At 59.5% G+C, this 12350-nt stretch carries 11 protein-coding genes and 2 pseudogenes; 11 read left to right on the top strand and 2 right to left on the bottom strand.

Annotated elements, in window-relative coordinates; all coding sequences use genetic code 11:
* Positions 1–96: 96 nt before the first annotated feature.
* Positions 97–474 carry a fe2+ zn2+ uptake regulation protein gene (locus tag N8H71_RS01970; RefSeq protein ID WP_262192541.1) on the top strand — a complete coding sequence of 126 codons (378 nt, stop codon included), beginning with the start codon at positions 97–99 and terminating at the stop codon, positions 472–474.
* An 18-nt stretch (positions 475–492) separates the two neighbouring features.
* Here the strand turns inward: N8H71_RS01970 and N8H71_RS01965 are convergent, their stop codons facing one another.
* On the bottom strand, positions 493–681 hold the full coding sequence (locus N8H71_RS01965) for a hypothetical protein (RefSeq protein WP_262192540.1): 189 nt from the start codon (positions 679–681) through the stop codon (positions 493–495).
* Between the two features lie 157 nt (positions 682–838).
* Here N8H71_RS01965 and N8H71_RS01960 point away from each other — a divergent pair, with 157 nt between their 5' ends.
* The 6 genes from N8H71_RS01960 to N8H71_RS01935 all read left to right on the top strand — a co-directional run bounded on the left by N8H71_RS01960 (position 839) and on the right by N8H71_RS01935 (position 8286).
* Complete coding sequence (locus N8H71_RS01960; protein WP_178081266.1) at positions 839–979, top strand: hypothetical protein; 141 nt, start codon at positions 839–841, stop codon at positions 977–979.
* 262 nt (positions 980–1241) lie between these two features.
* Positions 1242–2492, top strand: a complete 1251-nt coding sequence (locus N8H71_RS01955; RefSeq protein ID WP_262192538.1) for an MFS transporter — start codon at positions 1242–1244, stop codon at positions 2490–2492.
* A gap of 15 nt (positions 2493–2507) precedes the next feature.
* The gene (locus N8H71_RS01950) at positions 2508–3638 is read left to right on the top strand and encodes an acyl-protein synthase (protein ID WP_262192537.1); all 1131 of its coding nucleotides are present in this window, start codon (positions 2508–2510) and stop codon (positions 3636–3638) included.
* A gap of 1 nt (position 3639) precedes the next feature.
* The gene (locus N8H71_RS01945) at positions 3640–6090 is read left to right on the top strand and encodes an acyl-CoA reductase (RefSeq protein ID WP_262192536.1); all 2451 of its coding nucleotides are present in this window, start codon (positions 3640–3642) and stop codon (positions 6088–6090) included.
* Positions 6074–7363, top strand: a complete 1290-nt coding sequence (locus tag N8H71_RS01940; protein ID WP_262192535.1) for a phenylacetate--CoA ligase family protein — start codon at positions 6074–6076, stop codon at positions 7361–7363. The genes N8H71_RS01945 and N8H71_RS01940 overlap by 17 nt, the downstream gene beginning before the upstream one ends.
* Positions 7363–8286 (top strand): GNAT family N-acetyltransferase, encoded by a 924-nt coding sequence (locus N8H71_RS01935; protein ID WP_262192534.1) that lies wholly within the window; start codon positions 7363–7365, stop codon positions 8284–8286. The genes N8H71_RS01940 and N8H71_RS01935 overlap by 1 nt, the downstream gene beginning before the upstream one ends.
* A gap of 67 nt (positions 8287–8353) precedes the next feature.
* On the opposite strand, the gene N8H71_RS01930 is transcribed toward N8H71_RS01935, so the two are convergent.
* A complete protein-coding gene (locus N8H71_RS01930) occupies positions 8354–8887 on the bottom strand; it encodes a hypothetical protein (protein ID WP_262192532.1) in 534 nt (177 codons plus the stop codon).
* A 381-nt stretch (positions 8888–9268) separates the two neighbouring features.
* Here N8H71_RS01930 and N8H71_RS28840 point away from each other — a divergent pair.
* From N8H71_RS28840 to N8H71_RS01915, 4 genes and pseudogenes are all read left to right on the top strand, one after another.
* Positions 9269–10399: pseudogene (locus N8H71_RS28840) on the top strand (HAMP domain-containing protein); the annotation flags it as partial.
* A gap of 333 nt (positions 10400–10732) precedes the next feature.
* Positions 10733–11260: pseudogene (locus tag N8H71_RS28835) on the top strand (methyl-accepting chemotaxis protein); the annotation flags it as partial.
* A 164-nt stretch (positions 11261–11424) separates the two neighbouring features.
* Positions 11425–11871, top strand: coding sequence for a DUF411 domain-containing protein (locus N8H71_RS01920; RefSeq protein WP_262192530.1), 447 nt, complete (start codon positions 11425–11427; stop codon positions 11869–11871).
* Entirely contained in the window at positions 11871–12305 is a 435-nt protein-coding gene (locus N8H71_RS01915) for a YqaA family protein (protein ID WP_262192528.1), read from the top strand. The genes N8H71_RS01920 and N8H71_RS01915 overlap by 1 nt, the downstream gene beginning before the upstream one ends.
* The last annotated feature ends 45 nt before the right edge of the window (positions 12306–12350 follow it).

The raw sequence follows: 12350 nt of genomic DNA, 5'->3' as shown, positions 1-12350 counted from the left end.
CTACATTTTTCGCTTCATGATTTGTCGAGCTGAAACGTCTTGTTTAGAGAGAGCACGAAAACCTTTCCTGATCAGGCTCTGAAAAGGAGTAATCGCATGTACAACCCACAACTACCATCGGACGGTAGCCAGTCACCAAAAGGAGCTTCCATGGGTTCGCACGCCGGCGTATTCGGACAACGGATAGAGCGCCATGGCAACGAGCGCATCCGGTTGCTGCTCAAGAGCTTCGGCCTGCGCACCAGTCTGATCCGTCTGAAAGTCATCGACGCCCTGCTGGTCGCCGCCGAGGACGACCGTCGCCTGGGTGTTCGCGGCGTACACAGTCAATTGCTGGATCTGGACATTCCGCTGTCCTTCCTCAGCGTGCGGGAAGTATTGAAGCGCCTGTGCGCCGAAGGCGTGATCACCTTCAACGCCGACAAGAGCTACACCCTGCACCCTCAGGCCGCCGCCGTGCTCAACAGCGATTGACGCGTCCGGTATACGCCGTCAAGGCTTGACCTTGCGGCGCATCACGCCATTGATCACCACCACAACCACCGCCACACCGATGGCAATGTACTGGAACGTCTGTTCGCTGATCTTGCCGGCATTCTGCAGCCAGGACAGGCCAAGCATGATTGCCAATACCGCTAGGGCGATCAGAATCGAATATATCAAGCGTTGTTTCTGGGTCATTACAGGTTCCTGAACCGTTGGAATGTATCGTGTTTGTATCGACGTTGATGCCATGCGCTTACCGTTTCACGGGGATGCGCCGACTTAAACGGGGTCTCATGTTACAGCCGATCACGAGCTTTGGCTTCAAACGGCTTTAACCATGAGGATCTTTGAAATGCTGCGTCGAATCACCTGGCTGATTCCTGTCCTTGCACTGCTCACCCTGAGCGGTTGCATCATCTTTCCCCACGGCGGCTGGCATGGCGACCATCGCCACTATGCGCCGCAGGGTCCGGGTTATTACTACCATCGCTAGACCCTGTCACTGAAGGGACACCCGCGTGCGCCCAATCAAATGCAACAACTGATTTAGTGTCAGCAAAAATGCCCACAGGATTGTGGGCATTTTTCTTAGGACTCGATGGGGGATGTTGTCAGGCATTTCGCCTTTGAACGTGGGCATCCGCACTTGAGCAACATCATGAAAACCCGCGTCATAGTCGGTCACAGCAGTGACGTAGGAACCTTCTGACCCCGCCTCTACCCTTTGCGCTCCCTCTCGACCCCAGTGGAAGCGTATGCAAAGAACACTCATAAAACTCTCACCCCGGCGCACGCTCGGCTTCTGTCTGGCCCTCATGCTGTTTGAATGGCTGACCTATATGGCCAGCGACCTGGTCATGCCGGCCATGCTTACCGTGACTCAGGACCTGCAGGCCGACGTCCGCCATATTCCCAACGCCTTCAATCTTTACCTGATCGGAGGAGTCTGCCTGCAATGGCTGATCGGACCGCTTTCCGACCGTTTTGGCCGTCGGCCGCTGTTGCTAGCCGGTTGCGCACTGTTCGGCGCAACGTGTGCAGCGACATCGTTGGCGCCCGGCATTGAAGTCTTCAACGCGTTAAGGCTTGTGCAAGGTATGGGACTGGGGTTCGTAGTGGCTGTCAGCTATCCCGCGCTTCAGGAAGTGTTCTGCGAAGCTGATGCGGTTCGCCTCATGGCGCTGCTCGGCAATGTCGCACTGCTTTCGCCCCTGATCGGGCCCTTGCTTGGGAGTCTGCTGTTGGAATGGCTCAGTTGGCGCGAACTGTTCCTCGGCCTGGGGCTGGCTGGCGGACTTGCATGGATCGGACTGTATACCTGCATGCCCGAAACGATCGGGGTGGTCCGTCGGGATGGGAGCCAGCTGGCGCCGATTACCTTTTCCCTCCGCCAGATCAGTACGCGCTACCTTGCTCTGCTGCGCAACCGGACATTTCTCGGGACTTGCGTCGCACTTGGCCTGATGAGCCTGCCATTGATCGCCTGGATCGGTCTTGCACCACTGTTGCTGATCCAGTCGCTGGGCCTGACAACCCGGGAATATGCCCTGTGGCAGATTCCGGTTTTCTCGGCGGTCATGGTCGGTAATCTAATCCTCGACCGACTGCTGCCCACACGTAAATTGCCGCAATTGATTCGCCTGGCGTTGTGGCCGTTTTGTCTGGGACTGCTGACCCTGATGGTGGCCGCGATGACAAGCCTCTCCCTCATCGCAGTGATTGTCGGCCTCGCGCTATACGCCGTGGGCCTGGGCATGAGTAACGCTGCACTGTACCGGTTGGCGCTGTTTTCCAGTGACGACAGCAAAGGTCTGGTCTCTGCCGCAATCGGGATGATTTCGATTGCCGTGATGGGTGTCGGCGGTTCGCTGATCGCCGCCATCGGCGGTGGTACCCGTCTCGAATCCTTCGCCATTTGGGCAGCGCTGGGCGGTCTGCTCAGTCTGCCCGTGCTGTACCGGTTTCTGTCAAACGTCCCGACAGACTCCGTTTCTCAAAATAAATAACGATAAGGACGCCTGATGATCCATTTCCCCCACAGCGACGCGCTTTGCGCGTTGACGCATCCCTATTGCCCGGATTCCGTGCCAAACGGATTGTTCGACCAGGCCATGGCCGAGATCAGCCGGTTTCACTGTCAACACACACCCGGCTACGAGCATTGCCTGAGGGCCAATGGCCTGAGCGTCAGCGATCTGGACAGCCTTGACGACTGGTCGCGACTGCCGCCGGTATTCGCCAGCTTTTTCAAGCAGCATCAATTGCTGAGTCCCACAGGCACCCACGCGATCGAGCTCACATCCTCGGGAACCAGCGGCCAGAAAAGCCGCATGCGCTACGATGAACGAAGCCTGTCGGCAGCCCAGTCGATGGTCAAACGGATCTTCCAGCATTATGACTGGGACACCCCTGACACCCCCTGCAACTACCTGCTTTTGAGCTATGAGCCCGAGGGGGTAATCAGCCTGGGGACGTCCTTTACCGATCAGTTCCTGTGTCAGTTTGCGCCTGTCAACCGAGTGGCTTATGCACTACGGCGTACCGGTGGCGGTCATGCATCCGATGGTTTTGGTGTCATCGCCGCGCTGCAATCCTTTGCCGAAGAGGGTCTGCCCGTGCGGATTCTCGGCTTTCCTGCGTTTCTCTGGCAGGCACTGCAACGCATGCGTGCCACCGCAGTGCCCGACCTGCAATTGCCGCAAGGCTCGTTGACTCTTTTTGGCGGCGGCTGGAAAACCCAGGCCGCGCAGGAGATTCCACGCCAGCAATTCTACAAGCAGATCCACCGACAGTTGGGCATCGAGCTGTCCCGCTGTCGGGACGGCTACGGTGCTGTCGAGCACGCGGTGCCCTACCTGGAATGTGCTCATCACCATTTCCATGTGCCCGTTTATTCGAAAGTGTTCATACGTGACCCATCCGACTTCACGGTATTGCCTTACGGCCGCCAGGGCCTGCTGGGCTTCGTCTCGCCCTATATCTCATCGAGCCCGGCGCACGCGGTGGTCATGAGTGATCTGGCCACCCTCCATCCGGGTGCCAGCTGTGGCTGCGGTCTGCCCGGCGACTGGTTCGAACTGCATGGACGTGCCGCCACCATGGCCGGCAGAAGCTGTGCCATGGCCGCCTCCGAATTGCTGGAGAAACACTGATATGTACCTGATCAATGGAAACCTTCACGATACCTTGACCCTCGACACCGCCCTGGACCGCCTTTATCCGGATCTGCCGCAGCGACTGAGCACGACGCTGGACAGTGCGACAGTCCTGGACGCTGTGGGTGCGTTCGCCACCCGGTTGCAAAGCCCTGGCCTGACGCTGCCCCTTGATACAGAAAAACGTCAGTCTCTGATCGAGTTCTGTCAGCCCGAAGCCCTGCGCCGCAAGCTTGAACGCGAGCTCGGCGAACAGCCGGACAGCTTGCGCCGTATCGATTATTGCCAACCCCGCTTCGAACGCTGGAGCCCACTGGGCCTGCTCGTGCACGTCACGCCCGGCAACGCACCGTTGCTGGCGTTCTGCGCCGTGATCGAAGGCCTGTTGGCCGGCAACGTCAACTGGCTGCGCCCCAGCAGCAGCGACCAGGGCCTGACCGCCCGCTTACTTCACGCGTTGGTACATTGCGACAGCACAGGCCAGCTCGCAGGGCATATTGCTGTCATACCCGCGACTACCGATCAAATTGGCCAACTGTGCGAGCGGGCCGATGGCGTGTCGGCGTGGGGTGGCGAATCGGCATTGCGAGCGATCCGCCAGCAATTACCGGCCGGATGCCGCTGGATCGACTGGGGCCATCGAATCAGCCTGGTATACCTCACGCCGCAGGCTCTATCGCCGCAAGCACTGGATGCCGTGGCAGATGAAGTCTGCCGCCTCGATCAGCAGGCCTGCTCCAGTCCGCAATGGTTGTTGGTGGACAGCGATGACGAAGAGGTTTTGCGTAGCGTCGGTGTTGGTCTGGCCGAAGCCCTGAGACGCCGGGCCCGACACTGGCCTGCATTACAACCCTCGGTACAGGAAGCCTCGCAAATCACTACCGTTACAGCGATGGCGAAACTGGCTTACAGTTTCGCCGGGGCCACCGGTCACGTCTGGCAGGCGCCAGGCTGGCGGGTGATCTGGACGCACGATCGACAATTCAGCCCTTCACCGCTGTTTCGCAGTCTGATGCTCAAACCTGTGCCCCGCGCATTGATCACCGACGCCTTGCTGCCCTGGCGCAATGTTCTGCAAAGCTGTGGGCTGATTTGCACCGAAGAGGAGACGGCCGAGCTTTCCCGCAGGCTGATCGCGTCGGGCATTACCCGGATTACCCCGGTCGAATCGATTCATGACGGCTACGAGGGCGAACCCCACGACGGTGTTTATGCCTTGCAGCGCATGAGTCGAAGGGTATCGGTGAGTCTGGCCTCCACGACGCTGGCAACCCGCGCCACGCTCGATCCACTGCCGCTCCCCAGAGGCGTGACCGACCTGCCGATTCTGGACAAGGAAACCTTTATCGCCCGTCCGGCCAATCCAGAGGCGAAGTTGTACTTTCGCTCGGGTGGCAGCAGTGGCGTGCCGGCGTTGTCAGGTTTCAGCTATCGGGATTTCCAACGGCAGATGCGTGCCGCCGCCGACGGCTTGTTCGCCGCCGGGCTTGATCCGTCACGAGACCGGGTGATGAACCTGTTTTTCAGCGGCGGATTGTATGGGGGGTTCTTCAGTTTCTCCAAAGTGCTGGAGTTGCTGGGCGCCACTCACCTGCCGATGGGGGCGCCCGCCGATGATGATTACCGCGAGATTGCACGGTTGATCATCGACCATCGTGTGACCACGCTGGTTGGCATGCCGAGCACCCTGCACCGTCTGTTCCTCAACGAACAGGCACGGCTGCGCGACTATGGCGGGATAGAGAAAGTATTTCTCGGCGGCGAGCACCCCGGCGAACAGACTCGGGCGCTGATGCACAGTTGTGGCGTCCCCCTCATTCGCTCGGCCATCTATGGGAGTGTCGACGCAGGGCCTCTTGGACATGCCTGCCCGGCCACCGGGGATGGCGTGTTTCATTTGATGACCGGGATCCAGCACCTGGAGATTGTTGCCTTCGACCAGGACCAACATGTGGCCGACAACGAAACCGGGCGCCTGGTATTCACCTCCATCGACAGGGAAGGTCAAGACGTCCAGCGTTACGACATCGGCGACAGCGGTCGCTGGATTCCCGGCCCGTGCAGCTGTGGCCTGCCAGGCCCACGCTTCGAACTGTTGCAGCGCCACGGTCGGCTGGTGCGCGTCGGCTCGGACTTTATCTGTCTGGAGGAACTGGCCAGGCATCTGCAAACCAAGTTTCAACTGGTACTGGACCATGCCCCGGACGGACTCGAACGCATGCAGTTTTACAGTCCCCTCGAATCCGGGGACGTTCAACGGCGACTGCTTGATTACCCCATCCTGGCCACCCTCATCAAAACCGGATTGCTGACGGTGGACGCGCAAGTCTGCAGCAGCGATCGATTCACTCGAAACAAACACAGCGGCAAGACACCGCTGTTGATCGACAACAGGGGCATGCGCCCCGCAACTGACCTGCCAGGAGCACACCATGAAAACAAGGTTTGAGTGGCAAGAACTGGTGGCCTTCGCACGCGGGAACTCGGTGTTTTACGCTCATCATCTCGCCGCAGCTGCAGACTCCGTTACGTCACTGGACGAGCTGCCGGTGATTGATGGTGCACAATACTGGAAAGACTGCCAGGACCTCGACCACTGGCCTGCACTGACCTGCGCTCTGGACAATGCGCTGGTATTCAAGTCCGGAGGAACCACCGGCGCAGGCAAGTTCTCCGTATTCCAACGCCAGGAATGGCAGACGCTGGTGACGGATTTCGGCCGCAGTCTCAACGCGCAATTGAACACAGGAGACCGGATCGCCAATCTGTTTTTCGCCGGTGATCTGTACGCAAGCTTCCTCTTTACCCACGATGCTTTGGCGCAGCTCGAAACCGACGTTGTGGTATTCCCCTTCACCGGCCATGTCGACTCGGCCATCCTGGCTGACGCGGTGGTTGCCCATCGAATCAACGTGCTGGCCGGTGTCCCGGCCCATTTGCTGACCTTCGCTGCCTGGCTTGAGCAACATGAACGAGTGCTGGATGCCGTCACGAGCCTGCTCTACGCCGGCGAAAGTCTCTTCCCGGCCCAATTGCGCCTGCTTGAACGCGTGCTCCCGAATGCGCGGGTCGCCTCGATCGGCTACGCGAGCGTCGATGCCGGCTTCATCGGCGCCAGCCATCGCGACTGCGCTCTGGGTGAGCACCGCGTTCCCGACGACCATAGCGTGCTGGAAATCCTCGACGAAGAAACCGGCGAGGTGATCGAAGCGTGCGACCAGGTGGGACGTCTCGTAATCACCAATCTCACTCGGCGGCTGATGCCATTGATTCGCTACCCGGTCGGCGACCGCGCCTGCTGGCGTGAACCGGCCCGGACACCACAGCGCAAATTTGCGTTGATGGGCCGCGCTGCCGACAGCCAGCGCGTACGGGTGGGTATCTTGACGCTTCTGCCACAGAGGATCGGGGAGCGTGTGCGACAAATTACCGCCAATGACGATTGGCAACTGGTGATCGAGCAGGAAGGTTCGAAGGACATTTTGCGACTGAAATGGGCCCCTGACGTCCTGACACCCATCAGTACCGAGGCAGACCGGCTCCTGCACGCGGCACTGATCGAGGACTATCCGTTGATCACGCAATTGAGCGCCGACCATCTGCTGGAACTGCAGATCCAGCGCTGCACACTGCAGGTGCTGTCCCGCCATCCCCGCTCCGGCAAACAGCAGCGTGTGCTGGATCGACGCGTTTATGACAACCCGCAAACGGAGTGCCGCTGATGGACACTCTTGTTCTGCGAAACTACCGCCCCAGCGATGCCCTCGCCATCAGCCAATTGTTCAGAACGATCTATGGCGACTCCTACGCTCAGTCCCACGTCTACCTGCCCGACATGATCCATCAAAATAATATGGAGGGGCATTGGCATTCATGGGTCGCGGTGTCCGGGACGCGACTGCTGGGCCATACGGCGTTGATCCGCAGTGACTCGCCGACCGCAGAGGTCGCCTTGAGCGTAATTGACCCGAATTTTCGGGGCCGGAACATCGCGACAGGGTTAAGCCGGCAATTGATGATCCATGCCCAGGCCATGGGCTATCAGGGCTTGACGATGAAACAGGTGACACAACACCCCTACACCCAGCGCATGGCGGCGGGTCTGGGGTTTCACAGCACTGGATTACTGCCTGACTATGCGCCGTCACCTTTTGGCAAGCTGATTCCGGAGTCGCTTGTTCTGGCTTACACCCCTATCGACGGTTTTCAACGACCATTACCGAAAATCCCGTGGCCTGATGCATGTCGCCTGCTCATGCAACAGATGAGCGAAGTGTTCGGCCTACAAGACCATGTGTCTCCCTGGGTGGGCGCTGCGGCGCAATTCGAACAGCGGTGGAATCGCTACGACGGCGTCTTCAAGGAGGTCGACGCCAGCTTGTTCAGACAGTTACAGCAACTGCCGGCTCATTGGCTGATCTCGATCAGGATCGGGCTGACGCAGGATTTTCCCGGCGCCTGGCAAAGAATGACGGCCATCGGGTTCGTGTTCACCGGACTTGCGCCGGATGACAGAGGGGCAGGATGGCTGGCAATGTTTCATCGCGGTTTTCAACCAAAAACGCTGACACTGCACTGCCCGCACATGCAGCGTCTGCATGACGACATACAGCGCCAGAATGTGCCGACATCCTATTGCGCTTGAGCCGGCATCGCCTGAAGCCACCCGGCAATGAAAAGGCCCGCTCCGTTACCGGAGCGGGCCTTGCCTGTCATGCCTTGGCGCTGACACCCTGATCGGTCGGCGGCTTGCGCTCGCCACCCTGCCCGTAGGTCTTCAGGTTCTGCAGTACATAGATGGCTTTCTTGTACTCGGGGATCAACGTGTTGGCGTACTTGTTGCCCTTGAGATTGTTGTTCTGGATGGTATCCAGTTGCGTGGCGAAATACTCCAGCGCATTGAACTTGGCATCCGGATCCGTCTGTATGCCGAAGCGATCGAACTTGTCGCCGGCATTGAGCAAGGTCATGGACGTGATCTCTGAAATCAGGCCCCGGCTGCGCAGCATTGCACTCAGGCTGCCCAATTGCTTGGCCGAAACATTGGTGGGATCGAAACCCTTGATGTTCTTGTGCAGCCCCTGCTTGTCCATCTCCGCCGTACTGATCGCCGTAGGGTCGGTGCCGACCAGGGCCAGCATCTGCTTGACCTTCACGCTTTGAGAAACCGGTTTGCTCGAGCTTCCTGTATCTCGAACCAGCAAACCCGCCTTGGGTTGCCAGGCACCGGTATATCCGATAGTCATGAGCAAGCTCCTTGCGAGGAAAACATGAAAAATTCCTTGTTGAACGACTTTTGAGTTGCCCGGAGTATCGGCCGGCAAACTAATGGCACCAACTCCTTTCTGCACTTTTTTACAATTTTTGTACATTCACGATACAAACCGGCACCCCCCCCGGAATACGGGACTAGAGCGTTCGTGACAAGGTGATGAAAGTGGGTGTATTGCTCTAATGTTCGGGCCGGTTAGTTCTTGTGTATCAGGTCGGATACGTTCCTCTGGTCGGGATCGCCTCTTTTAGGACGAAAGTACCTAAAGCTTCCCGAGGACCCGACGATACGTTAGGAAACCCGCGCTGTTTTTCCCCTGCCCACAATAAGAATCCCTGCTCAAGGACCGGTTTCCATGCCCGCATTCCGCACCATTCAGGCTCGCTACACGCTGTTTCTGGTTCTGTTCATTCTGTTGTTGTCGGTGCTGACCGTGGTTGGCATCAGCCAACTGGTCGCGCCCAAGTTGCGCCACACCGAAGAACAAGTGGTGCTCAACCGCATCGCCGAAGTGGCCGAGCAAATCCAGGGCGAATTGAACAAGGTTCAGGCGCAACAACGCAGCATCACCCAGACCATTCCGTTGCTCGACAGCGCCGCCATCGACAACGTGTTGCCGGGGCTGGTGGATCAATACGGCGAACTGAAAGTATTTGGCGGCGGGATCTGGCCGTTGCCCGGCCAGCGCGAGGCCGGACGCAACAAGTTCAGTACGTTCTGGCATCGTGATGCCTCCGGCAAACTGGCGGTGAACACCTTCTGGAACAGCGACGCGGCCCCCAACTATTACGATCAGAGCTGGTACAAGGGCGGCATGCAGACCCCGCGCGGCCAGTGCGCGTGGGCCGCTGCCTATAAAGATGACGCCAGCGCCGAACCGCGCACCAACTGCGCCATGGCTATCCAGAAAAACGGCAACGCGTGGGGTGTCTCGACCATCGACGTGACCCTGGGCTTCTTCAACGATCTGGTGGCGCGCAAGGAAAAAGACCTCAACGCCGAAATGCTGATCGTCGAGGCCGACGGCAAGATCATCAGCAACAGCTCGCGCATCAGCGGCCCGATCGTACTGAAAAACATCAGTGAACTGGCCGGCTCCTCAACCTTCGCCAGCCAGGTCAAGGCAGGGCTGCAAAACCGCGAACAGGCACAGCGCGTCGAATTCGACAACAACGGTGAAGCCAGCACATTCTTCATGCGTCCGATCGAAGGCACCCCGTGGTTCCTCGCCACTGCGCTGCCGACCAAAATGCTCACCGCCCAGCGTGACGACGTGCTCAGCAGCCTGAGCCTGTTGCAGATTCCGCTGGTGATCCTGCTGGTGCTGCTGCAGGTCTACGCGATCCGCCAACTGGTTTCGCGCATGAAAGCGCTGAAAGCCAACATCGATTCGCTGTCCAGCGGCGATGCCGACCTGACCCGGCGCATCACCATCCGTGCCGAAGACGAACTCGGCGCCATCGGTCACTCGGTCAACACCTTCATCGCCTACTTGCAGAACATGATCGGCGAGGTCACCCAGGCCACTGGCGCCATGGCCTCGAGCCTCGACAACCTGCAACGCACCTCGGCGCACACCAGCCAGATTCTGCTGCGCCACGCTTCGGAGACCGACCAGACCGTCACCGCGATCAACGAAATGAGCTCGACCGCCGAAAGCGTCGCGCAAAATGCGGCTGAAACCGCCGCTTTCACCCAGCGTGCCAATGAAAACGCCGACCGTTCGCGCGTCGTGGTCGGCGAAGCCTCCGGCAGCGTAGTGGCGTTGATCGACGAAGTGGCCAGTGCCACCCACAAAGTTGAAAGCATGCAACAGGACGCTCAGCGCATCACCGAAATCCTCGGCGTGATCGGCGCCATTGCCGGCCAGACCAACCTGCTGGCGCTCAACGCTGCGATTGAAGCGGCACGTGCCGGTGAGCAGGGCCGTGGTTTTGCAGTGGTGGCGGACGAAGTCCGTGCCCTCGCCGCCCGTACTCAGGCCAGCACTTCGGAAATCAACGAAATGTTGACCCGCCTGACCCAGGGCGTGAGCTCGTCGGTCAGCGCCATGGAAAACACCCAGGCCAGTTGCCAGTCGGCCGCCGATGCCACTGCGCGAGTCAACAGCGGCCTCGACGAGATGGCCGGTTCCGTCAGCCACATCAACAGCCTCAGCACCCAGATCGCCACCGCCGCCGAACAGCAAAGCGCGGTCACCGAGGAGATCAACCGCAGCATGGTGCAGATCCGCCATATGGTCGATGAGCTGGTGGAAAGCGGCCAGGCCAGCGAACTCAACACCCGTCAGTTGCTGGAAGCCAACAGCCGGGTGAGTGCGATCATGGGCCGGTTCAAGGTTCGCTGACAGTTTTGTCATCTTGCGCTCAGCGGCCTGTCAGCTTTGATCTACGATCATGTTGGCAGGCCTGCCTCGTATCACTTGGAAACACTCCGTTGATGCCAGGCAGGAAAAACCGGTCAAAATGCCTTCCTTTTTTGACCGTTCCTCCTTTGAGCCGAGAGCCCTCCATGCGAAACCACCTGCGTCTGGCCGCCCTGAGCGCCCTGTTCATCTCCTCCCTGGCGCAAGCCGCCGACCTTATCCCGATCGAAGTCCACCGCGACGCCAACTGCGGCTGCTGCAAGAAGTGGATCAGCCACCTGGAAGCCAATGGTTTCAAGGTCGAAGATCACGTCGAAACGGACATGAGCAGCTTCAAGCAACAACACGGCGTACCGCCACGCCTGGCGTCGTGCCACACCGCGATCATCAACGGCAAATTCGTCGAAGGTCATGTCCCGGCGGAACAGGTAGTGGCCCTGAGCAAACGTGACGACCTGCTGGGCGTTGCCGCACCGGGCATGCCGATGGGCTCGCCGGGCATGGAAATGGATGGCATGAGCGATGCTTATCAAGTGATCGGCCTGAAGAAAGACGGCGCTGATATCGTGGTGGCGGATTACCCGGCCCATTGATGACGGCGGGTTATTTCGGGCTGTTCCTCGCCGCGTTCGGTGCGGCGACGCTGTTGCCGCTGCAATCGGAAGCCGTGCTGGTCGGGCTGCTGGTCAGTGATCGTTACTGGCTGTGGGGACTGCTGGCCGTGGCCACGCTGGGCAACGTCCTTGGTTCACTGGTGAACTGGTGGCTGGGGCGCGGGCTGGAACGGTTTCAGGACCGGCGCTGGTTTCCGGTCAGCCCCAAGCACATGGCGCGCGCCCGCGCTCACTATCAGCGCTATGGTCACTGGTCGCTGCTGCTCAGTTGGTTGCCGGTCATCGGTGATCCGCTGACACTGATCGCCGGTGTCATGCGCGAACCTCTCGGGCGCTTTCTGTTGATCGTCACCCTCGCCAAAGGCGCCCGCTACGGGGTGCTGGCGATGCTCACCCTCGGCTGGCTCGGTTGAACGATCAGGCGTAGAGATTGCCTGTGTTTAACGTCGCCCTAATCC

It is taken from the genome of Pseudomonas koreensis (assembly GCF_025447595.1).
Taxonomy (GTDB): Bacteria; Pseudomonadota; Gammaproteobacteria; order Pseudomonadales; family Pseudomonadaceae; genus Aquipseudomonas; species Aquipseudomonas koreensis_H.
The sequence above is the reverse complement of the archived record's forward strand: the minus strand, read 5'-3'. Positions and strand labels throughout refer to the sequence as shown.